Origin of the sequence: Streptomyces barkulensis (genome assembly GCF_002843305.1) — a bacterium.
Classification (GTDB): Bacteria; Actinomycetota; Actinomycetes; order Streptomycetales; family Streptomycetaceae; genus Streptomyces; species Streptomyces barkulensis.
In genome coordinates, this window is sequence record NZ_PGSG01000036.1 from 17399 (window position 1) to 38937 (window position 21539).

Here is a 21539-nt window from a genome sequence, read left to right on the forward strand (position 1 = left end):
CCAGGGCCCCCAGGGTTTCGAACGGACCGTGGGGATCCGCGTCGCGACCCCCGACCGGATGCGGGAGCTGGGCCGGCGGCTGGCCCGGCTGCTGCGGCCCGGCGATCTCGTCCTGCTCACCGGCGAGCTGGGCGCGGGCAAGACCACCCTCACCCGCGGACTGGGCGAGGGGCTGGACGTGCGCGGCGCGGTCACCTCGCCCACCTTCGTCATCGCCCGGGTCCACCCCCCGCTCGGCGGCGGGCCCGCGCTGGTGCACGTGGACGCCTACCGGCTCGGCGGCGGCCTGGAGGAGATGGAGGATCTGGACCTCGACGTCTCGCTGCCGGAGTCGGTGGTGGTCGTGGAGTGGGGCGAGGGGAAGGTCGAGGAACTGTCGGAGGACCGGCTGCACGTGGTCATCGAGCGGTCCGTGGGGGCGGAGCCGGCCGGCGGCTCCGGGAACGGCGTGGAGGACGGCTCCGGGGAGGACGGTTCCGGGGAGGACGTGCGGACGGTGACGGTGACCGGCGTCGGCGGGCGCTGGTCGGACCAGGACCTGTCCGTCCTCGCGGAGCCGGAGCAGGGCGCGTAGGGCCGCAGCCCGCACGTACCGCGCCCCGTACCGCGCCGGGACCGGGTTCCGACACCGTGTCGGCAAGATGTTGCGCACGGTGCCTCCGGCGTGTTCACATGGAGGCCGGAAGGGTGGTTAGGTACGCCTTACCACTCCCGCCCCATGAGCCACGGGAGGACCCATGGAGGCAGAGAGGCGAGAGCCCGACACGCCCGCGCAGGACACGACCGCGCAGGACACGACCGCGCGGAACACGTCCGCCGGTGCGTCCGGGCGCCTGCCGGGCGCCGCGGCGGTGCCGATGCGCGACCTGCTGGCCTCGTGCGCCGCGGCCGACGCGGTCTCCACACCGCCGGCCCCCGAGCGCCGTACCGCTCCCGGAGAGCGTCCGGACGACGAGGGCCCCCGGGCTGAGGCGGCCTGAGGGCCCCCGGGCCGAGGCGGCCTGAGGGCCCGTACGGAGCGGGAGGCGTCAGGAGCGCTGCTCCTGCCCTTCCCGCTCTTTCCGCCCCGGCCCGACGCGGCGCGCCCAGGCCGGCAGCAGGAACCAGGCGCCCACGAACCACATGAACAGCGCGCCGACGATCCACCAGGCCATGCCGTTGTCCAGCACCACACGCAGGATCAGCAGCAGTGCGCAGGTGACCGTGCACAGCAGCAGGACCAGCCCGGTGATGGTCAGGCGGGCGGCCCACTCCACCGTCTGCGGCTTCATCCGGTGGCCGGTGACGAAGCGGTGCAGGGCCACCGGGGCGATCAGCGTGCCGGTCGCGGCCGAGCCGAGGACGACGGTGACGACGTAGATGTTGCGGTCCACGGGCCCCAGGTCGGTGAACCGCTCGGTGAAGGCGACGCTCAGCAGGAAGCCGAGCAGGATCTGGATGCCCATCTGGGCGACCCTGACCTCCTGGAGCAGTTCCGTCCACCGCCGGTCGGCCCGCTCCTTCTCGCTCTCCCGGCGCTCCTCCCGCGCCGCCCGGGCCGACTCGTCGGCCCGCCGGGCGGCCCGCACCGTCCGGTCGCCGGTGTCCCCGGCGTCCGCGGGCCGCTGCCCGCTCCCGCCCCCACCGGGCGTCCTGTCCGTCCCGAGAGCCATGTTCCGCCCCACTTCCAGCCGCTTGCCTGCCTGTCCACCGTTTGTTCGAACAGGGGGAGAGCAAACACAGGCCGGCGAGGCTCGCGGCTCAGCGGCTCAGGGGACGACGACGACCTTCGTGCCCGCCGTGGCGAACCGCCACATCGCCTCGCCGTCCGCGGTCCTGGAGCGGATGCCGCCCGTGCCCTCCTTCGGCCGCCCCTCGGGCAGGGAGCCGTCCACGGCGGCGCTGAAGCCCACCACGACCCCCTCCACCTGCGTGAACAGCACCACATGGGCGACGGGCACTCCGTCGGACCCGGTGACGCGCTCGGTACGGCCGCTCTCGCTCACGGTGTACTCGCCCGGCAGCGGGTCCACCGCACCGGGGACGACGCGGTAGGTCCGGGTGACCTGCTCGTTCGCGCCCACCAGCCAGACCCGGTCGCCGCGCAGGGAGTACACGACGCGCTCGCCGGTGCCGGAGTCGGCCGGCAGTGCGGCCTCCTCGCGTTCCCCGGACTTCTCGCGGTCCTCGCGGGCCCGGGCATCCTTCCGCGCGGCGTCGGAGGAGGGAGAAGGGGAGGCCGAGGCGGCGGCCCCGCGTTCGCCGGCGGGGCCGTGCCGGTCCTGCGCGGCGGACGCCTGGTAGGCCAGGAAGCCGACGACGGCCAGCGCCGCCGCGGTCAGCCCGGCCACGAACGTACCCGCGCTGTTCCGTGCCACCGTCTCGCCCGCCTCCGGTACTCGCCGCTTCCCCCGCCGGTACGTACCCGGAACCCCGTCGGAGCCCCGGAAGACCGGTGTGATCGTAAGTCCGACGGTAGCAGTCGGTAGCGGTCGCCGTGCTGCGGGCGGGCACCGGCGGTCCGCTGCGCGCCGTAGGCTGAGAGCGTGCTCCTGCTCGCTCTGGATACCGCAACCCCCGCCGTCACCGTCGCCCTGCACGACGGGACGAGGACCCTCGCAGCCGCCGACGAGGTGGACGCCCGCCGCCACGGCGAACTGCTGCTCCCCGCCGTCGACCGCGTCCTGGCCGAGGCCGGCGCCGCGCTCGGCGACGTGACCGGCATCGTCGTCGGCGTCGGCCCCGGCCCGTACACCGGCCTGCGGGTCGGACTGATGACGGCGACGACCATCGGAGCCGCCCGCGGCATCCCCGTCCACGGCCTGTGCACGCTGGACGGCATCGCCCACGCCGCCGGGGAGGCCGGACTGGAGGGCCCCTTCGTCGTCGCCACCGACGCCCGCCGCAAGGAGGTGTACTGGGCGCGCTACGCCGACGCCCGCACCCGTCTCGGGGACCCGGCCGTGGACCGCCCGGCCGACATCGCCGAACTGGTTGCCGGCGTTCCCGCGGTGGGCATGGGGGCACGGCTGTACGCGGACACCTTCACCGGCGTACGCGAGGACCTGCCCGAGCATGTCTCGGCGGCCGCGCTGGCGGCGCTTGCCACCGAGCGGCTCGCGGCCGGCTCCGGTGGGGAGACCGAAGGGGAAGCGGACGGGGAGGCGGGGGGCTTCCTGCCGCCGCTGCCGCTGTACCTGCGGCGCCCGGACGCAAGGGTGCCCGCCAACTACAAGGTGGTCACGCCCCGGTGACCGCCCCCGCCGAGCAGCCACCCGGGCAGCCCGCCGGGCAGGCCGCCGAGCAGCCACCCGGGCAGGTCCCCGAACAGCCCGCCCTGCGCGAGATGCGCTGGTGGGACATCGAACCGGTGCTGGAGCTGGAACGGGAGCTGTTCCCGTACGACGCCTGGTCGCCCGCCCTGTTCTGGTCCGAACTCGCCCACGCGCGCGGCCCGCACGCCACCCGCCGCTACCTCGTCGCCGAGGACGGCGCGGGCCGCGTCGTCGGCTACGGCGGGCTCGCCGTCGCGGGCGGCACCGGGGACGTCCAGACCATCGCCGCCGCCCGCGACCACTGGGGCACCGGACTGGGCGCCCGGCTGCTCACCGCGCTGCTCACCGCCGCCACCGACTTCGAGTGCCACGAGGTCCTGCTGGAGGTCCGGGTGGACAACGACCGCGCCCGGCGCCTGTACGAGCGCTTCGGCTTCGAGGTCGTCGGCCTGCGGCGCGGCTACTACCAGCCCGGGAACGTGGACGCCCTCGTGATGCGCCGCCCGGCCGACACCGCACCGGACACCGCACCGGACACCGCACCGGACACCGCACCGGACACCGCACCGGACACCGCACCGGACACCGCACCGGACACCGCACCGGATCCGGCCCCCGACCCCGCAACGGAACACCAAGGAACGACCACCCATGGCTGACGAACCCCTGGTCCTCGGCATCGAGACCTCCTGCGACGAGACCGGCGTGGGCATCGTGCGCGGGCACACGCTGCTCGCCGACGCGGTGGCCTCCAGCGTGGACGAGCACGCCCGGTACGGCGGCGTGGTGCCCGAGGTCGCCAGCCGCGCCCATCTGGAGGCGATGGTCCCCACCGTCCAGCGCGCCCTGAAGGACGCCGGCGTCGCCGCGAGCGACCTCGACGGGATCGCCGTCACCGCCGGCCCCGGTCTGGCCGGCGCGCTGCTGGTGGGCGTCTCGGCGGCCAAGGCGTACGCGTACGCGCTGGGCAAGCCGCTGTACGGCGTCAACCACCTCGCCTCGCACATCTGCGTCGACCAGCTCGAACACGGCGCGCTGCCCGAGCCGACCATGGCGCTGCTGGTGTCCGGCGGCCACTCCTCGCTGCTGCTGTCCTCCGACATCACCTCCGACGTGCGCCCGCTGGGCGCCACCATCGACGACGCGGCGGGCGAGGCGTTCGACAAGGTGGCCCGGGTGCTGAACCTCGGCTTCCCCGGCGGACCCGTCATCGACCGCTACGCCCGCGAGGGCGACCCGGACGCCATCGCCTTCCCGCGCGGGCTGACCGGCCCGCGCGACGCTCCCTACGACTTCTCCTTCTCCGGCCTGAAGACCGCCGTCGCCCGCTGGATCGAGGCGAAGCGGAGCGCGGGCGAGGAGGTGCCGGTCGCCGACGTCGCCGCGTCCTTCCAGGAGGCGGTCACCGACGTGCTGACACGCAAGGCGGTGCGCGCCTGCCGGGACGAGGGGGTGGAGCACCTGATGATCGGCGGCGGCGTCGCGGCCAACTCACGGCTGCGCGCGATGGCCCAGGCGCGCTGCGAGGCGGCCGGGATCACCCTGCGGGTGCCGCGCCCGAAGCTGTGCACCGACAACGGCGCGATGGTCGCGGCCCTGGGCGCCGAGATGGTCGCCCGCGACCGGGCCCCCTCCGACTGGGACCTGTCGGCGGACTCCTCCCTGCCGGTCACCGAACCGCACGTCCCCGGCGCCTCGCACAGCGACGCGCACGGCCACAGCCACGACCACGTGCACGAGACGAGCGCGGAGAACCTCTACTCATGACCGTCGCCCTGATGTGGGAGGCCCGCGCGGCGGACGGCCGCGGCGCCGAGCTGCTGGAGTGGGCCCGCGGCCAGGCGCTCGACCCCGCGCCCCCGCGCCGCGAGACCTTCACCGCCCCGGCCGACCGCGTCCTGGTCATCACCTGGTGGGAGGCGCCCTACGACGCCGAACTCCCCGAACTCCCCTCGCCACCGCAGGAGTTGCTCCACCGCCCGGTCCACCGCTGGCGCTTCGAGAGCGCGGACGCCGACGTGCCGTGACCGGTCGCGCGGTCTCAGTCCTCCAGCAGCGGAGCCGTGTCCAGCGCCGGGTAGGGGCCGGGCAGGGGGAGGGGGCGGCCGAGGTCCACCTCGACCCGTGTCGCGTAGTGGGCTTTGGCCGGGTCCTCCTCCCGCACCGGGTCGGAGAAGGCGTACGCCTTCTTCTCCTGCCGGTGGACGAGCACGTAGACGGGCACCCCGGCGGCGGCGTGGCCGCGGTACTTCGGTCCGGTGTCGGTCTCGTGGTTGGTGGAGGTGATCTCCCCGGCCAGCGCGAGCAGTTCGATGGAGTACCAGCCCCGGTGCGCCCTGCGGTACGCCTCGTCGAGTTCGGTGGGTTCACGGCGCATGACATAGAAGTCCGGGATCACGAGGGTTCTTACGGCTCCACCTCGTGTATCGGCGCAGTAGCCGTTGCCAATGCCCGCGAAGTGCGCTCCAGCAGAGGAGAGCTGGACGGCGATCCGGAAGGCACCCGCGTTGTGCCTGTGGTCGGCCGGTGGCGTCAAGACGGGGATTCCTTCGATGTACTCGGCCCGCAGCGGCACATCGGATGCCCCTTCGAGCGCGGCCAACAGATCGATGGGGTCATGCGGCTCGTTCATCGGCTCGTTCATCGGCTCGGTGATGGGATCGGCGGCCATGGCTGTCCTCCCCGTGTCGCTGATGTCAGGCTACGCCGCACCGGGTGCCCCGCGAGCGGTTGTTCGGCAGCCCGTGCGGCACTCGGACCGGAACGCGTGACCATCACCCGTACGGGTGTCCTCGTCAGCGGAGCGGGTGGCCCAGGAGCATCGTCGGGGCGCCCGCGACGCGGGTGAGGAAGACGGTGGCCGAGTGCGGGCCGGACGGCTTCACCTTCCGGCGCAGTTCCTCCGGTTCGACCGCCGAGCCGCGCTTCTTGACCGTCAGCGTCCCGACACCGCGCTCGCGCAGCAGCGCCTTGAGCCGCTTGACGTTGAAGAGGAGGGTGTCGGTGATCTCGTACGCGGTCGCGTACGGCGTCGGGCGGTGCTCGCCGGAGGTGACGTAGGCGATCGTCGGGTCGATCAGGCGTCCGCCGACCAGTTCGGCCACCTCCGCGACCAGGTGTGCGCGGATCACCGCGCCGTCCGGCTCGTACAGATAGCGGCCGACGGGGCCGGAGGGGGGATCCGGCAGGCCGGCGGAGTCCAGGGTCCGGGGGCCGGGCAGCAGGGTGGCGCGTATCCGGGGCGCCTCGCGCGAGGCGGCGCCGAACCACAGCACGGCCTCCTTCACGTCTCCGCCGTCGGAGATCCACTCCGCCGCCGCGCCGTCCGGCACCGCCTCGTGCGGGATGCCGGGGGCCACCTTCAGCGCGGCGAGCGGGGCGCGCCGGGCGGCCTCCACCGCCCAGGACAGCGGCGGCGAGTACGCCTCGGGGTCGAAGATCCGGCCGCGTCCGCCGCGGCGGGCCGGGTCGGCGAAGACGGCGTCGAAGCCGGCCGTGTCCACCTCCGTCACGTCCGCGCAGCGCACCTCGATCAGGTCGGACAGGCCCAGCGCCCCGGCGTTGGCGCGGGCGACGGCGCAGGCCAGCGGGGAGCGGTCGACGGCCAGGACCTCGATCCCGGCGCGGGCCAGCGCGACGGCGTCGCCGCCGTTGCCGCAGCACAGGTCGGCCAGGGACCGCACCCCCAGGGCGGCGAAGCGGCCGGCGCGGTACGCGGCCACGCTCGCGCGGGTGGCCTGCTCCACGCCGTCGGGGGTGAAGTACATCCGCGCCGCGTCATCGGCCCCGAACTTCGCCGCCGCCCGCTGCCGCAGCCGGGCCTGGGCGATGGCCGCCGAGACCAGTTCGGCCGGGTGGTCGCGGCGCAGCCGGGTGGCGACGGCCAGCTCCCGCCCGGGGTCGTAGGACCGCAGCTTCGCCAGCAGGGCCTGCCCCTCGTCGGTCAGCAGGCGGTGGAAGACGGAGACGGGGTCGCTGAGATCGTCGTCGGTCGGCGCGTGCACCGGCCCATCATCGCAGCGGCGGCCGCCCTCAGCGGGTGAACAGCGTGGTGAGGTCGATCTCCATGGGGAAGGGCACGGGGACGACGAGCTTGTCGCGGTGAATACCGGTGGCCACGTACGCGCCGGTGGTGTCATCCAGTTCATAGACGTGCACGACCGGATCGCCGTTCTCCTCCTCCACCCGCCAGAAGTGCCGGATGCCCGCCCCGGCGTACTTCAGCGGCTTGCTCTCCCGGTCCCGCACCACCGACTCGTCCGAGACGATCTCCACGACGAGCACGACATCCCCATCCCCGGGGAGGTGGCAGGTGCCTTCCGCGCGGGGCGGGGCGTCCACCACCAGGATGTCCGGCTCGGGGCGCTGGCGCTCGCCCAGCCGGACCGACATCCGCGTCGACACCCACAGCGGTGGAGGTGCCCAGTCCTCGACCGCGTTCGCCAGCCGCCGTGTCACCCGGCTGTGGAAGCACGTCTGCGGCGGTGGCACCACGAGCGCGCCGTCGATCAGCTCGACATGGGTGGGAGCGCAGGCGGGAAGGCGGTCCAGGTCGTCGGCCGTCCATCCGCCCGGCGGGCCGGGGTGGAACCACCGGGGCAGTGGTGCTTCGTCCATGGCGGGCTGTCCTCGGGGATGCGGCCCTCAAAGGGGTGGTGGGGTCCGGGCGCAGCCCCGGACTAGGCCGCCAACATACCGGCGCACCGGCGCGCAACGCGCCGTGCGTTGGCACTCCGGTTGACTGAGTGCTAACGCCGTCATAGTCTCAGCATTGGCACTCCCCCATGGAGAGTGCCAACTCAAGCGACGGGCAGATCCGGCACCCGCGACGACGGATCTACCAGGTCGCCACCCCAGACATCCAAACCCCGCCGAGATCTCCGAAGGGGGAGGTCGGATCGTGACGACCGCCACCAGCTCCAAGGTTGCCATCAAGCCGCTCGAGGACCGCATCGTGGTCCAGCCGCTCGACGCCGAGCAGACCACGGCTTCCGGCCTGGTCATCCCGGACACCGCGAAGGAGAAGCCCCAGGAGGGCACCGTCCTCGCCGTCGGTCCGGGCCGCTTCGAGGACGGCAACCGCCTGCCGCTCGACGTCAAGGTCGGCGACATCGTGCTGTACAGCAAGTACGGCGGCACCGAGGTGAAGTACAACAACGAGGAGTACCTCGTCCTCTCGGCGCGCGACGTTCTCGCGATCATCGAGAAGTAAGCACCGCGAAGACTGCCTGTGATCCGCGCCCTGGTACCCGCGTCCGAGACGTCCGGGGCCGGGGCGCGGTTCCTTTGACGAGGACTCCGAGAGGACCCAAGCAACCATGGCGAAGATCCTGAAGTTCGACGAGGACGCCCGTCGCGCCCTCGAGCGCGGCGTCAACAAGCTCGCCGACACCGTGAAGGTGACGATCGGCCCCAAGGGCCGCAACGTCGTCATCGACAAGAAGTTCGGCGCCCCGACCATCACCAACGACGGTGTCACCATCGCCCGCGAGGTCGAGGTCGAGGACCCGTACGAGAACCTGGGCGCCCAGCTCGTGAAGGAGGTGGCGACCAAGACCAACGACATCGCGGGTGACGGCACCACCACCGCCACCGTGCTGGCCCAGGCGCTGGTCCGCGAGGGCCTGCGCAACGTCGCCGCCGGAGCCTCCCCGGCCGCCCTGAAGAAGGGCATCGACGCCGCGGTCAAGGCCGTCTCCGACGACCTGCACGCCACCGCCCGCCCGATCGACTCCAAGTCCGACATCGCCGCCGTGGCCGCGCTGTCCGCCCAGGACAAGCAGGTCGGCGAGCTGATCGCCGAGGCGATGGACAAGGTCGGCAAGGACGGCGTCATCACCGTCGAGGAGTCCAACACCTTCGGTCTGGAGCTGGACTTCACCGAGGGCATGGCCTTCGACAAGGGTTACCTGTCGCCCTACATGGTCACCGACCAGGAGCGCATGGAGGCCGTCCTCGACGACCCCTACATCCTGATCCACCAGGGCAAGATCTCCTCCATCCAGGATCTGCTGCCCCTGCTGGAGAAGATCATCCAGACCAACAGCTCCAAGCCGCTGCTGATCATCGCCGAGGACGTCGAGGGCGAGGCCCTGTCCACCCTGGTGGTCAACAAGATCCGCGGCACCTTCAACGCGGTGGCCGTCAAGGCCCCGGGCTTCGGCGACCGCCGCAAGGCGATGCTCGGCGACATGGCGACGCTGACCGGCGCCACCGTCATCGCCGAGGAGGTCGGCCTCAAGCTCGACCAGGCCGGTCTGGACGTGCTGGGCACCGCCCGCCGCGTGACCGTCACCAAGGACGACACCACCATCGTCGACGGCGGCGGCAAGGCCGAGGACGTGCAGGGCCGCGTCGCCCAGATCAAGGCCGAGATCGAGACCACCGACTCCGACTGGGACCGCGAGAAGCTCCAGGAGCGTCTCGCGAAGCTGGCCGGCGGCGTGTGCGTGATCCGTGTGGGTGCGGCCACCGAGGTCGAGCTCAAGGAGAAGAAGCACCGTCTGGAGGACGCCATCTCCGCGACCCGCGCCGCGGTCGAGGAGGGCATCGTCTCCGGTGGCGGCTCCGCGCTGGTCCACGCCTCCAAGGTGCTGGGCGACAGCCTGGGCAAGGACGGCGACGAGGCCACCGGTGTCGCGGTCGTCCGCCGGGCCCTGGTCGAGCCGATGCGCTGGATCGCCGAGAACGCCGGCCTGGAGGGCTACGTCATCACCTCCAAGGTCGCCGAGCTGGAGAAGGGCCACGGCTTCAACGCCGCGACCGGCGAGTACGTCGACCTGGTCAAGGCCGGCGTGATCGACCCGGTCAAGGTCACCCGCTCCGCCCTGGAGAACGCCGCCTCCATCGCGTCGCTGCTGCTGACGACCGAGACCCTGGTCGTCGAGAAGCCGGCCGAGGAGGAGCCGGAGGCCGCCGGTCACGGCCACGCCCACTGAGGCACGGCTCCCGCGGTACGTCCGCCGCTGCGGCGAGGCCCGGTCCCCTGACGCAGGGGGCCGGGCCTCGCCGTGCCGTGTCGCGTCGTGTCGCGGGACGGGGTCGGGGCGGCCGTAAGAGCGGCGGTGCGTTCCTCACCTCGGGCTGAAGCGCCCGGTGGTGGAGGAGGCGCGCGAGACCAGGCCGCGCGGTGCCAGCCGGGCCAGGCCCAGCAGCGCCTTGTAGCGCGGGTCCGGGACGGACAGCGTCTTCCCCCTGGCCAGATCCTCCAGGGCCGCGTCCACCACCCGGTCGGCGTTCAGCCACATCCAGCCCGGCACGCTCTGTGCCGACATCCCCGCGCGCCGGTGGAACTCGGTGCGCACGAACCCCGGGCACAGCGCCATCAGCCGCACCCCCGACGGCCCCAGGTCCCGCGCCGCGCCCTGGGTGAACTGCACGACCCACGCCTTGGACGCGCCGTAGGTGCCGCGCGGCACGAAGGCCGCGACCGAGGCCACGTTGACGACGCCGCCGCGGCCCCGCTCGCGCATGCTCTCCGCGGCGGCCGAGGTCAGCCGCAGCACGGCCTCGCAGTGCACCTTGAGCATCCGCAGCTCGTCCGCCATCGGCACCTCCAGATAGCGGCCCCTGTTGCCGAATCCGGCGTTGTTGACCAGCAGGTCCACCGGGTGCTTCCGGTCGCCGAGCCGCTCCTCGACCGCCGCGATGCCCTCGTCGGTGGCCAGGTCGGCGGTGATTATGGACGCCTCGACGCCGTGCCGGTCGTGCAGTTCGGTGGCGTGCCGCCGCAGCCGCTCGGTGTCCCGGGCGACCAGCACCACGTTGTGCCCGTCGCGTGCCAGCCGCCGGGCGAAGGCGGCGCCGATACCGGCCGTGGCCCCTGTGATCAGTGCAGTCGTCATACGGGCACGCTATCCGGCCGGGGCCGGCGGACCGCTTTCCGGATACGTCAGGAGGCGTACTTCGCGGTGTACTCCAGCGCCTCTCGCCGCGCGGCGGCGGCCAGCGCGTCGCCGGCGGCCAGGACGCGGGGGAGCAGGGCCCGCTCGGTGGTCAGGGCACGGAAGAGCAGGGAGACGGTCACCCCGTGGCCGGGCCGGTGCAGAATCTCGATCCGGTCCCCGGCGCGGATCTCACCGGGCTCGGCCACCCGCAGGTACGCCCCGGGCGCGGCGGCCCGGGTGAACGCCTTCATCCACCCCGCCCCCCGCTCCGACGGCAGGACCCCCGTCTCCCCCAGCCGGCCGGCGAAGGTGCGGCAGGGGGTGCGGGCGCAGGAGACCTCCAGCACCGCGTCCGGTCCGATCCGCCAGCGCTCGCCGATCAGCGCCCCGTTCACGTCGGCGCCGGCGGTGGTGAGGTTCTCGCCGAAGACCCCGCCCGGCAGTTCGCGGCCGAGGACCTTCTCCCAGCCGTCCAGGTCCTCCCGGGCGAAGGCGTACACCGCCTGGTCGTCACCGCCGTGGAAGACCGGGTCGCCGATGACGTCCCCGGCCAGTCCGCTGCCGCCACCGGAGCCGGGGGCGGCCACGGCGACCGGGCCGTCGGCCGGGCGCTTGTCGATGCCGGTGAGACCGCCCGGGGCGTTGGTGTAGCCGACGGATCTGGGGCGGGCGAGGTTCACGGAGAGAAGCCGCATGCCGCGCAGGGTAGAAGGACGCCTTCGAAGAGCGCGAACGGACAGCGGGCCGCGCGCGGTGGGCCGCTTATGGTGGGGGAGTGATCGAGGCACGCCATCTCCGTGTGCTGCGCGCGGTGGCCCGTACCGGTTCCCTCTCGGCCGCCGCCCGTGCGCTGGGCTGCACGCAGCCCGCCGTCAGTCAGCAGATGAAGGCCCTGGAGCAGACCGCGGGCACCGCGCTGCTGGTGCGGGCCGGCCGTGAGACGCGACTGACCGAGGCGGGCGAGGCGCTGGTGCGGCACGCGGCGGGGATCCTGGCCGGGCTGGCCGCCGCCGAGGAGGAGGTGGCCGCCATCGCCGGGCTGCGGGCGGGCCGGGTCCGGCTGGTGTCCTTCCCCAGTGCCAGCTCCGCGATCGTGCCCGCGGCCGTCGCCGCGATGCGCGCGGAGTATCCCGGGGCCCGGGTGTCGCTGACCGAGGCGCAGCCGCCGCGCTCGGCGGAGGCGCTCCGCGAGGGCGAGTGCGACATCGCCCTCGCCTACCGCTACCCGGACGCCGCCGGGCCGGTGGAGAGCGATCCGGAGTGGGCGGACCTGGTGGTGCGGCCGCTGCTGACCGAGCGGCTGGTGGGGCTGGTCCCCGAGGACCACCGCCTGGCGCGTGCGGCGGAGGCGGGGGACGGCGTCGGGCTCGCGGAACTGGCCGGGGAGTCCTGGATCGCGGGCTGCCCGCGCTGCCGCGGCCATCTGGTGGAGGTGTGCGAGAGGGCGGGCTTCACTCCGCGGATCGACTTCGCCACCGACGACTACCCGGCCGTGGTGGGGCTGGTGGGGGCGGGGCTGGGCGTGGCCGTGCTGCCGGGGCTGGCGGTGGAGTCGGTGCGGCCCCGCGGTGTGCGGACCGTGGGCATCAGTCCGCGGGTGCGGCGCGAGGTGGTGGCGCTGACGCTGCCGGACCTCGCCCGGGTGCCGGCGGTCGCCGCCATGCTGGACCGGCTGTCGGACGCGGCCCGCCGCTGACGCGGACCGCGTCCGGCGTCCGGTACCCGGCCCGTCCGGCGCCCGCGTCCACGGGGCGTCCGGGCCCGCCGGGCGCCGGGGGAGCACCCGGAGGGCGCGCGGGGAGCGGCGTTACGCCCCGGCCGCGCCGACCAGCCTGGTGCGGGCCCGGCCCATGAGTTCCTCGCGTTCGTCCTCGGTCAGTCCGCCCCACACCCCGTACGGCTCACGCACGGTGAGCGCGTGGGCGGCGCACTCCGCCCGGACCGGGCAGCGCATGCACACCTCCTTCGCGGACGCCTCGCGTGCGCTGCGGGCCGCTCCGCGCTCCCCTTCGGGGTGGAAGAACAGCGAGCTGTCGACTCCTCGACAGGCGGCCAGCAGCTGCCAGTCCCACAGATCGGCGTTGGGACCCGGAAGGCGGGAGAAATCTGCCATGGCTTGTCCTCTCGAAGCGAACTGATGCTGGTGAACCAGTCGAGAACAGTCACGACCGTACATCCACGGTATGAGTAGATGTAAATATGCATCTTCGAGATTTTCGGGACATACGCGAGTAATAAAAAGAAAACCCGCCAAACAGGGCAAATGACGACACGGCTGTTGATCAGCGCGGGATACCCCCTCCGTGTCGACGCCATCACGTAGGGTGTTGAAAGCGGGCGCCGAAGACCGTAACTCTTTCGGGTGACCGTCGTTGAGTGTGCGGAGGCGGTTGACACAGACAAGTGCCGGACGGATGTCCGGGGCGGTCAACCGCACAGGTGACGATTCGTACCAGCCCTGGAGGCCTAAGGTGATGCGCATGAGCTGCGGAGGGCGATCATGACTTCCGTCCTCGTCTGCGACGACTCCCCGCTTGCCCGAGAGGCGCTGCGCCGCGCGGTCGCGACCGTGCCCGGCGTGGAACGTGTGACGACCGCGGCCAACGGCGAGGAAGTCCTCCGCCGCTGGGGCGCCGACCGTTCCGACCTCATCCTCATGGACGTCCGGATGCCCGGCCTGGGCGGTGTCGAGACCGTACGGCGCCTGCTGTCGGCCGACCCCGGCGCCCGCATCATCATGCTGACCGTGGCGGAGGACCTGGACGGCGTCGCGCTCGCCGTCGCCGCCGGCGCCCGCGGCTATCTGCACAAGGACGCCTCGCGCGCCGAGCTGCGGGCCACGGTCACCCAGGCGCTGGCCGACCCCACCTGGAGGCTCGCGCCGCGGCGGCTTCGCTCGGCCGAGATGGGCGCCGCGCCGACGCTCACCGCCCGCGAGATCCAGGTGCTGGAGGGCATGAGCCACGGCCGCTCCAACGCCGAGATCGGACGCGAGCTGTTCCTTTCCGAGGACACGGTGAAGACCCATGCGCGGCGGCTGTTCAAGAAGCTCGGGGCTTCCGACCGGGCGCACGCAGTGGCGCTCGGCTTCCGCTGGGGCCTCGTCCGCTAGCGCCGGCGCCGGAGCGGTGGAGCCGCCGTGCTCCCCGCCCGCGGCCGGCCGTACACACCGTGCACACCGCGTGCGCCGTGGGCGCGGTGCGCCCCGAAGACGCCCCGTCGGTCCCGGAGCACCGGGAGGCGGGGCCTTCGGGATGCGGGGGCCGGTGCCGTAATCTCCGGCGTGCCGCATCCTGGATGCATGGAGTTCCTCGGGGACGTGACGGCCGGGCGTGAGGGGAGGGCGCGGGACGTGACAGCGAGTGCGCCTGCCCATAACGCTTCAGTGCACAACCACGGACGGGGTGCGGCGGAACGGCCGCGCCGGGTGCACCATGGACCGATGCGTGACGACGAGACGCCATCCCCGGCCGACGGCCGCGGTGAGATCGGTGCCCTCGTCCGGCGCGCTGTGGAGGGCGACGAGCGGGCCACCCACGACCTGCTCGCCCGTGTCCACCCCCTCGCCCTGCGGTACTGCAGGACGCGGCTGACCCGGCTGCCCGGAGACGCCCGGCACTTCGTGGACGACCTGGCCCAGGAGGTCTGTCTGGCGGTGCTGTGCGCACTGCCGCGCTACCGCGACACCGGAAAACCCTTCGAGGCGTTCGTGGTCGCCATCGCCCAGCACAAGGTCGCCGATCTGCAGCGGGCCGCCATGCGCGGGCCGGGCAGTACGGCGGTGCCCTCGGACGAGATGCCCGAGCGGCCCGACGACTCGCTCGGCCCGGAGGAGAGGGCCCTGCTGAGCAGTGACGCGGAGTGGGCGAGGAAGCTGCTGGCCAACCTTCCCGAGCACCAGCGCGAGCTGGTGCTGCTGCGGGTGGCGGTCGGGCTCACCGCCGAGGAGACCGGGCAGATGCTCGGAATGTCCCCGGGGGCCGTGCGCGTTGCCCAGCATCGAGCCCTGTCGCGGCTGCGCGCCCTCGCGGAGCAGTGATCCGGGGCCGATCACAGTCATCCGGCCATCCGGCCATCCGGTGAGCGGCCCGGCGGCTGTCCCGCCGGCCTCGGCCGCGGGCGGTCCCGCGGCGGTACGGGGCTCCTTCCGAGCCCGTTAGCATGGACGTCCGCGCCGGGCAAGAGTATTGGGGAAGGTGCCATGGAAGGCGTCATGACGGACAACGTCGGCAGTGCGGGCAGTGCCGGCGGTGCCAGCGAGGTTCCCGCGAAGTTCGCCGCACTCGGGCTGACCTACGACGACGTGCTGCTGCTGCCGGGCGAGTCGGACATGGCCCCGCAGGACATCGACACCTCCTCGTACGTCTCGCGCAACGTGAAGGTGAACGTCCCGCTGATCTCCGCGGCGATGGACAAGGTCACCGAGGCCCGCATGGCGATCGCCATGGCCCGGCAGGGCGGCGTCGGCGTGCTGCACCGCAACCTCTCGATCGAGGACCAGGCCGACCAGGTCGACCAGGTCAAACGGTCGGAGTCCGGCATGGTCACCGATCCGATCACCATCCGCCCCGACGCCACGCTGCGCGAGGCCGACGAGCTGTGCGGCCGCTTCCGCATCAGCGGGGTGCCGGTCACCGACGCCTCCGGCAAGCTGCTGGGCATCGTCACCAACCGCGACATGGCCTTCGAGACCGACCGCAGCCGCGAGGTCCGCGAGGTCATGACGCCGATGCCGCTGGTCACCGGCAAGGTGGGCATCTCGCGCGCGGACGCCATGGAGCTGCTGCGCCGCCACAAGATCGAGAAGCTGCCGCTGGTCGACGGCGAGGGCGTGCTCAAGGGCCTGATCACCGTCAAGGACTTCGTCAAGGCGGAGAAGTACCCGCACGCCGCCAAGGACGCCGAGGGCCGCCTCATCGTCGGCGCGGCGGTCGGCGTGGCCGGTGACGCCTTCGAGCGGGCCCAGGCGCTGATCGAGGCGGGTGCCGACTTCATCGTCGTGGACACCGCGCACGGCCACTCGAGGCTGGTCGGCGAGATGGTCGCCAAGATCAAGTCCAACTCCTCGGTCGACGTGGTCGGCGGCAACGTCGCCACCCGCGACGGCGCCAGGGCGCTGATCGACTCCGGCGCCGACGGCGTCAAGGTCGGCGTCGGGCCGGGCTCGATCTGCACCACCCGCGTCGTCGCCGGCATCGGCGTCCCGCAGGTCACCGCGATCTACGAGGCCGCGCTCGCCGCGCGGGAGAGCGGCGTCCCGGTCATCGGCGACGGCGGGTTGCAGTACAGCGGCGACATCGCCAAGGCCCTGGTCGCCGGCGCCGACACCGTGATGCTCGGCAGCCTGCTGGCGGGCTGCGAGGAGTCGCCGGGCGAGCTGCTGTTCATCAACGGCAAGCAGTTCAAGTCCTACCGCGGCATGGGCTCGCTGGGCGCGATGCAGTCGCGCGGCCAGGCCAAGTCCTACTCCAAGGACCGCTACTTCCAGGAGGCGGTCGCCGCCGACGACAAGCTCGTCCCCGAGGGCGTCGAGGGCCAGGTCCCCTACCGCGGCCCGCTGGGCGCGGTGGTGCACCAGCTCGTCGGTGGTCTGCGCCAGTCGATGTTCTACGTCGGCGGCCGGACGGTGCCGGAGCTGAAGGCGAACGGCCGCTTCGTGCGCATCACCGCGGCCGGGCTCAAGGAGAGCCACCCGCACGACGTCCAGATGACCACCGAGGCGCCGAACTACTCCCGGCGCTGAGACGGGCCGGCCGGCGGCGGTCACGGCCCGCCCGGGCCGTGACCGCCGCCGGCTCACCCGGTGCGCGTCCCCGGTGCCCCGCTCGGGGATACTGGGGGCGTAGACCGTAGGAAGGGCACAGCACGTGACTGAGATCGAGATCGGCCGCGGCAAGCGCGGGAGGCGGGCGTACGCCTTCGACGACATCGCGGTGGTGCCCAGTCGCCGCACGCGGGACCCGAAGGAGGTCTCGATCGCCTGGCAGATCGACGCCTACCGCTTCGAGCTGCCGTTCCTGGCCGCACCGATGGACTCGGTCGTCTCGCCGCGCACCGCGATCCGCATCGGCGAGCTGGGCGGTCTGGGGGTGCTCAACCTCGAAGGCCTGTGGACGCGCTACGAGGACCCCGAGCCGCTGCTCCACGAGATCGCCGAGATGGACGAGGCCGTGGCGACCCGCCGGCTCCAGGAGATCTACTCCGCCCCCATCCGGGAGGAGCTGATCGGGCAGCGGATCAAGGAGGTGCGCGACTCCGGCGTGGTGACGGCCGCCGCGCTGTCGCCGCAGCGCACCGCGCAGTTCTCCAAGGCGGTCGTGGACGCGGGTGTGGACATCTTCGTCATCCGCGGCACCACCGTCTCCGCCGAGCACGTCTCCTCGGCGGCCGAACCGCTCAACCTCAAGCAGTTCATCTACGAGCTCGACGTCCCCGTCATCGTCGGCGGCTGCGCCACGTACACCGCCGCGCTGCACCTGATGCGCACCGGCGCCGCGGGTGTGCTGGTCGGCTTCGGCGGCGGCGCCGCGCACACCACCCGCAACGTGCTGGGCATCCAGGTGCCGATGGCCACCGCCGTCGCCGACGTGGCGGCGGCCCGCCGCGACTACCTGGACGAGTCCGGCGGCCGGTACGTCCACGTCATCGCCGACGGCGGCGTGGGCTGGTCCGGCGACCTGCCCAAGGCCGTCGCCTGCGGCGCGGACGCGGTGATGATGGGCTCCCCGCTGGCCCGTGCCACCGACGCGCCCGGCCACGGGCACCACTGGGGCATGGAGGCCGTCCACGAGGACGTGCCGCGCGGCAGGCGCGTCAACCTCGGCACCGTCGGCACCACCGAGGAGATCCTGCTCGGCCCCTCGCACAGCCCCGAGGGCCACATGAACTTCTTCGGCGCCCTGCGCCGGGCCATGGCCACCACCGGCTACTCGGAGCTCAAGGAGTTCCAGCGCGTGGAGGTCACCGTCTCCCGCTGAGCGCGGGCGGCCCGTAAGGCGGAACTCGTACGGCGGAACTCGTACGGCGGAACTCGTACGGCCGAAGGGGCTGGGCCCGGTGGACGCACCACCGGGCCCGGCCCCTTTGCTGTGTTCCCCTGTTCCCCGTGTGCGCGCCGACCGTGACGGGCGCCCGCGTCACAGCCGGTGGGCCGCCCCCGTCGGGCTGGCGCCGCGGGTGTCCAGTAGGAGCTGGGCCTTGGCCGACAGGCTCTGCAGGTCGTAGACGCGGTGGTGCTGGAGGAGCAGGGTGAGGTCGGCCGCGGCGGCGGCCTCGTGGAGGGAGTCGGCGCGCGGGACGGGACGGCCGGCCACCCGCCACTGCGGCACATGCGGGTCGTGGTAGCCGATCTGCGCCCCCAGTTCCATCAGCCGCAGGGCGATCTCGGGGGCGGGGGAGCCGGTCCGGTCGGCCAGGTCGGGCTTGTAGGTGACGCCCAGCAGCAGGACGCGGGCGCCGCGGGCCGACTTGCCGTGCTCGTTGAGCAGGGCCGCCGCGCGCTGGGCCACATAGCGCGGCATCCGGGCGTTGGCCTCCTGGGCGACCTCGACCAGGCGCAGCGGATAGCCCGGGGTGCGCCCCGCGCGGTCCAGGCAGGCGGGGTCGACGGGGACGCCGTGGCCGCCCACGCCCGGGCCCGGCCGGAAGGCGTGGAAGCCGAACGGCTTGGTCTCAGCGCAGCGGATCACGTCCCACAGGTCCACGCCGAGGTCGTGGCAGAGCACGGCCATCTCGTTGACCAGGGCGATGTTCACATGCCGGAAGTTGGTCTCCAGTACCGCCGTCGTCTCGGCCTCGCGCAGGCCGCGGGCCCGCACCACCTTCTCGACCAGCCGCCCGTAGAAGGCGGCGGCGGCCTCCGTGCAGGCCGGGGTCAACCCGCCGATCACCCGAGGGGTGTTGGCGTAGCCGTGGGAGCGGTTGCCGGGGTCGAGGCGGGAGGGGGCGCAGGCGAGGTGGAAGTCGTGCCCGGCCCGCAGCCCCGAGGCCTTCTCCAGCAGCGGGGCGACGTACTCCTCGGTGCCGCCGGGGTGGACGGCGGACTCCACCACGACCGTGGTCCGCGGGCGCAGCCGCTCACCGAGCGTGAGGGCCGCCGCCCGTACCGCGCCCAGGTCCGGGGCGCGGCCCTCGCCCTGCGGGGTGGGTGCGCAGATCAGGGCGGTGCGGACCCGGCCCAGCACGGACGGGTCCGAGGTGGCGCGGAAGCCGGCCGAGGCCATCTTGCGCACCTCGGCCGCCGACAGCCCGCCGCCCGCCGGCGGACGCCCGGCGCCCAGCTCGCGCACGGCGTGCTCGTCGGGGTCGTAGCCGATGGTGCGGATACCGGCGGCCGCGGCGGCCTGGGCCGCGGGAAGACCCAGATGACCCAGACCGAGGACGGCGAGATCTGCGGGCATGAGGCGGCGTCCCTTCCCCCGTCGGCGGAATCGTGGGGCTGGCTGGCTTGTGGGGCGATGTCAGGTTAAGCGCATATATGACAGATATGGTGGATTGCGTGCGGAGCGGTGTCCGCCCGGGTCGAAGTCGTGGGATCGGCGGACGAACGGGTAGGTGCCAGGGCGGGTACGGACAGGCGTACGGACAGCTGTACGGACGGGCGATCGACCGGGGTATCGGCATATCAGGGAGGCAGTGGTGAGGACAGCGGCACTGGGACCGGCCGAGCGGGCCGAGGCGCTCGCCCGCATGTCGGAGCGCGAGCTGGACATACTGGTCGTCGGTGGCGGGGTGGTCGGCGCCGGCACCGTCCTGGACGCGGCGACCCGCGGCCTGTCGACGGGCATCGTCGAGGCGCGCGACTGGGCCTCGGGCACCTCCAGCCGCTCCAGCAAGCTCATCCACGGCGGGCTGCGCTATCTGGAGATGCTGGACTTCGCGCTGGTGCGCGAGGCGCTCAAGGAACGCGGGCTGCTGCTCCAGCGGATCGCCCCCCACCTGGTCAGGCCCGTCCCCTTCCTCTACCCGCTGCGGCACCGGGGCTGGGAGCGGCTGTACGCGGGCTCCGGCGTGGCGCTGTACGACGTGCTCGCCACGGCCTCCGGGCGCAGCCGCGGCCTGCCCCACCACCGGCATCTGACGCGCCGCCAGGCCCTGCGGGTGGCACCCGCCCTGCGCAAGGACGCGCTGGTGGGCGCCCTGCAGTACTACGACGCGCAGATGGACGACGCCCGCTACGTCGCCGCCCTGGTGCGCACCGCGGCCGCCTACGGCGCCCACGCCGCCAACCGGGCCCGCGTGGTGGGCTTCCTGCGCGAGGGCGAGCGCGTGGTCGGCGCCCGGGTGGAGGACCTGGAACAGGGCGGCGAGTACGAGATCCGGGCCAAACAGGTCGTCAACGCCACCGGCGTGTGGACCGACGACACCCAGCGGCTGACCGCCGAACGCGGGCAGTTCCACGTCCGCGCCTCCAAGGGCATCCACCTGGTGGTGCCCCGCGACCGCATCCACTCCACCACCGGGCTGATCCTGCGCACCGAGAAGAGCGTGCTGTTCGTCATCCCCTGGGGCCGGCACTGGATCATCGGCACCACCGACACCGGATGGGATCTGGACAAGGCCCACCCGGCGGCCTCCAGCGCCGACATCGACTACCTGCTCGACCACGTCAACTCGGTGCTGGCCGTGCCGCTCACCCGCGACGACGTGGAGGGCGTGTACGCCGGACTGCGCCCGCTGCTGGCCGGGGAGTCGGACGCCACCAGCAAGCTCTCGCGCGAGCACACCGTCGCCCACCCGGTGCCGGGCCTGGTGGTCGTCGCGGGCGGCAAGTACACGACGTACCGGGTGATGGCCAAGGACGCGGTCGACGAGGCCGTCCACGGGCTCGACCACCGCGTCGCAGAGTGCACCACGGAGGAGGTGCCGCTGGTCGGCGCCGAGGGCTACCACGCGATGTGGAACGCCCGCGCCCGCATCGCCGCCCGCACCGGGCTGCACGTGGCGCGCGTGGAGCATCTGCTGGGCCGGTACGGCTCGCTGACCGACGAGGTGCTGGAGCTGGTCGCCGCCGACCCGAGCCTGGGCGAGCCGCTGCCGTGCGCGGACGACTACCTCAGGGCGGAGGTGGTGTACGCCTGCACCCACGAGGGGGCGCGCCACCTGGACGACGTCCTCACCCGCCGCACCCGCATCTCCATCGAGACCTTCGACCGCGGCACGCGCAGCGCGCGGGAGTGCGCCGAGCTGATGGCGCCGGTGCTCGGCTGGGACGCCGGGCAGATCGACCGCGAGGTGGAGCACTACCACAAGCGGGTCGAGGCCGAGCGGGAGTCCCAGCGCCAGCCCGACGACCAGACCGCCGACGCCGCGCGCCTGGGCGCCCCGGACATCGTGCCGCTCCAGCCGCTGTGACGCACCGTCCGCCGGTGACGGACCGTCCGCCGGTGACGGGCCGTCC

General features: G+C 73.3%; 23 protein-coding genes. 14 read left to right on the forward strand and 9 right to left on the reverse strand.

The genetic code is table 11. The features are described 5' to 3' along the window. Positions 1–58: 58 nt before the first annotated feature. Together tsaE and CUT83_RS08765 are read left to right on the forward strand one after the other, a co-directional pair. Complete coding sequence (gene tsaE, locus CUT83_RS08760; protein ID WP_101255319.1) at positions 59–574, forward strand: tRNA (adenosine(37)-N6)-threonylcarbamoyltransferase complex ATPase subunit type 1 TsaE; 516 nt, start codon at positions 59–61, stop codon at positions 572–574. Positions 575–737: 163 nt separating this feature from the next. Beyond that, positions 738–980 carry a hypothetical protein gene (locus CUT83_RS08765; protein WP_101255299.1) on the forward strand — a complete coding sequence of 81 codons (243 nt, stop codon included), beginning with the start codon at positions 738–740 and terminating at the stop codon, positions 978–980. 48 nt (positions 981–1028) lie between these two features. Here the strand turns inward: CUT83_RS08765 and CUT83_RS08770 are convergent, their stop codons facing one another. Both CUT83_RS08770 and CUT83_RS08775 read right to left on the reverse strand, forming a co-directional pair. Next, positions 1029–1652, reverse strand: a complete 624-nt coding sequence (locus CUT83_RS08770; protein ID WP_240958401.1) for a DUF6328 family protein — start codon at positions 1650–1652, stop codon at positions 1029–1031. 96 nt (positions 1653–1748) lie between these two features. Continuing rightward, positions 1749–2357: a hypothetical protein gene (locus CUT83_RS08775; RefSeq protein WP_101255300.1), complete on the reverse strand. Its 609-nt coding sequence runs from the start codon at positions 2355–2357 to the stop codon at positions 1749–1751. Positions 2358–2525: 168 nt separating this feature from the next. On the opposite strand from CUT83_RS08775, the gene tsaB reads away from it, so the two are divergent. The 4 genes from tsaB (at position 2526) to CUT83_RS08795 (ending at position 5281) form a co-directional block, all read left to right on the forward strand. Then, entirely contained in the window at positions 2526–3233 is a 708-nt protein-coding gene (gene tsaB / locus CUT83_RS08780; RefSeq protein WP_101255301.1) for a tRNA (adenosine(37)-N6)-threonylcarbamoyltransferase complex dimerization subunit type 1 TsaB, read from the forward strand. A gap of 92 nt (positions 3234–3325) precedes the next feature. Further along, a complete protein-coding gene (gene rimI, locus CUT83_RS08785; RefSeq protein WP_101255321.1) occupies positions 3326–3913 on the forward strand; it encodes a ribosomal protein S18-alanine N-acetyltransferase in 588 nt (195 codons plus the stop codon). After that, positions 3906–5021, forward strand: a complete 1116-nt coding sequence (gene tsaD, locus CUT83_RS08790) for a tRNA (adenosine(37)-N6)-threonylcarbamoyltransferase complex transferase subunit TsaD (RefSeq protein ID WP_101255302.1) — start codon at positions 3906–3908, stop codon at positions 5019–5021. Before rimI ends, tsaD begins: the two co-directional genes overlap by 8 nt. Continuing rightward, positions 5018–5281: a hypothetical protein gene (locus tag CUT83_RS08795; RefSeq protein WP_101255303.1), complete on the forward strand. Its 264-nt coding sequence runs from the start codon at positions 5018–5020 to the stop codon at positions 5279–5281. The genes tsaD and CUT83_RS08795 overlap by 4 nt, the downstream gene beginning before the upstream one ends. A 14-nt stretch (positions 5282–5295) precedes the next feature. On the opposite strand, the gene CUT83_RS08800 is transcribed toward CUT83_RS08795, so the two are convergent. The 3 genes from CUT83_RS08800 to CUT83_RS08810 form a co-directional block, all read right to left on the reverse strand. Continuing rightward, positions 5296–5925: a Uma2 family endonuclease gene (locus tag CUT83_RS08800; protein WP_101255304.1), complete on the reverse strand. Its 630-nt coding sequence runs from the start codon at positions 5923–5925 to the stop codon at positions 5296–5298. A gap of 124 nt (positions 5926–6049) precedes the next feature. Continuing rightward, positions 6050–7258 carry a class I SAM-dependent methyltransferase gene (locus tag CUT83_RS08805; protein WP_165869641.1) on the reverse strand — a complete coding sequence of 403 codons (1209 nt, stop codon included), beginning with the start codon at positions 7256–7258 and terminating at the stop codon, positions 6050–6052. Positions 7259–7286: 28 nt separating this feature from the next. Further along, positions 7287–7871, reverse strand: a complete 585-nt coding sequence (locus tag CUT83_RS08810) for a Uma2 family endonuclease (protein ID WP_101255306.1) — start codon at positions 7869–7871, stop codon at positions 7287–7289. Positions 7872–8154: 283 nt separating this feature from the next. Here CUT83_RS08810 and groES point away from each other — a divergent pair, with 283 nt between their 5' ends. Further along, positions 8155–8466: a co-chaperone GroES gene (groES, locus tag CUT83_RS08815; RefSeq protein WP_093660681.1), complete on the forward strand. Its 312-nt coding sequence runs from the start codon at positions 8155–8157 to the stop codon at positions 8464–8466. Between the two features lie 106 nt (positions 8467–8572). Continuing rightward, positions 8573–10192 carry a chaperonin GroEL gene (groL, locus tag CUT83_RS08820; RefSeq protein WP_101255307.1) on the forward strand — a complete coding sequence of 540 codons (1620 nt, stop codon included), beginning with the start codon at positions 8573–8575 and terminating at the stop codon, positions 10190–10192. A 135-nt stretch (positions 10193–10327) separates the two neighbouring features. Here groL and CUT83_RS08825 read toward each other — a convergent pair whose 3' ends face one another. Both CUT83_RS08825 and CUT83_RS08830 read right to left on the reverse strand, forming a co-directional pair. Further along, on the reverse strand, positions 10328–11098 hold the full coding sequence (locus tag CUT83_RS08825) for an SDR family NAD(P)-dependent oxidoreductase (RefSeq protein WP_101255308.1): 771 nt from the start codon (positions 11096–11098) through the stop codon (positions 10328–10330). Between the two features lie 47 nt (positions 11099–11145). Continuing rightward, positions 11146–11835 (reverse strand): MOSC domain-containing protein, encoded by a 690-nt coding sequence (locus tag CUT83_RS08830; RefSeq protein WP_101255309.1) that lies wholly within the window; start codon positions 11833–11835, stop codon positions 11146–11148. 80 nt (positions 11836–11915) lie between these two features. On the opposite strand from CUT83_RS08830, the gene CUT83_RS08835 reads away from it, so the two are divergent. After that, positions 11916–12836: a LysR family transcriptional regulator gene (locus CUT83_RS08835; protein WP_101255310.1), complete on the forward strand. Its 921-nt coding sequence runs from the start codon at positions 11916–11918 to the stop codon at positions 12834–12836. A 111-nt stretch (positions 12837–12947) separates the two neighbouring features. Here the strand turns inward: CUT83_RS08835 and CUT83_RS08840 are convergent, their stop codons facing one another. Then, positions 12948–13253 (reverse strand): WhiB family transcriptional regulator, encoded by a 306-nt coding sequence (locus tag CUT83_RS08840; RefSeq protein WP_093660691.1) that lies wholly within the window; start codon positions 13251–13253, stop codon positions 12948–12950. 387 nt (positions 13254–13640) lie between these two features. Between CUT83_RS08840 and CUT83_RS08845 the strand changes: the two genes are divergently transcribed. The 4 genes from CUT83_RS08845 (at position 13641) to CUT83_RS08860 (ending at position 18117) form a co-directional block, all read left to right on the forward strand. Further along, positions 13641–14252: a response regulator transcription factor gene (locus CUT83_RS08845; protein ID WP_003948568.1), complete on the forward strand. Its 612-nt coding sequence runs from the start codon at positions 13641–13643 to the stop codon at positions 14250–14252. Between the two features lie 330 nt (positions 14253–14582). Continuing rightward, a complete protein-coding gene (locus CUT83_RS08850) occupies positions 14583–15179 on the forward strand; it encodes a sigma-70 family RNA polymerase sigma factor (RefSeq protein WP_277347750.1) in 597 nt (198 codons plus the stop codon). Between the two features lie 174 nt (positions 15180–15353). Continuing rightward, positions 15354–16883: an IMP dehydrogenase gene (gene guaB / locus CUT83_RS08855; protein WP_101255322.1), complete on the forward strand. Its 1530-nt coding sequence runs from the start codon at positions 15354–15356 to the stop codon at positions 16881–16883. A 124-nt stretch (positions 16884–17007) separates the two neighbouring features. Further along, positions 17008–18117: a GuaB3 family IMP dehydrogenase-related protein gene (locus CUT83_RS08860; RefSeq protein ID WP_101255311.1), complete on the forward strand. Its 1110-nt coding sequence runs from the start codon at positions 17008–17010 to the stop codon at positions 18115–18117. A gap of 159 nt (positions 18118–18276) precedes the next feature. On the opposite strand, the gene CUT83_RS08865 is transcribed toward CUT83_RS08860, so the two are convergent. Further along, positions 18277–19539: a nucleotide sugar dehydrogenase gene (locus CUT83_RS08865; RefSeq protein ID WP_101255312.1), complete on the reverse strand. Its 1263-nt coding sequence runs from the start codon at positions 19537–19539 to the stop codon at positions 18277–18279. A 238-nt stretch (positions 19540–19777) separates the two neighbouring features. Here CUT83_RS08865 and CUT83_RS08870 point away from each other — a divergent pair, with 238 nt between their 5' ends. Next, entirely contained in the window at positions 19778–21493 is a 1716-nt protein-coding gene (locus CUT83_RS08870; RefSeq protein ID WP_101255313.1) for a glycerol-3-phosphate dehydrogenase/oxidase, read from the forward strand. The last annotated feature ends 46 nt before the right edge of the window (positions 21494–21539 follow it).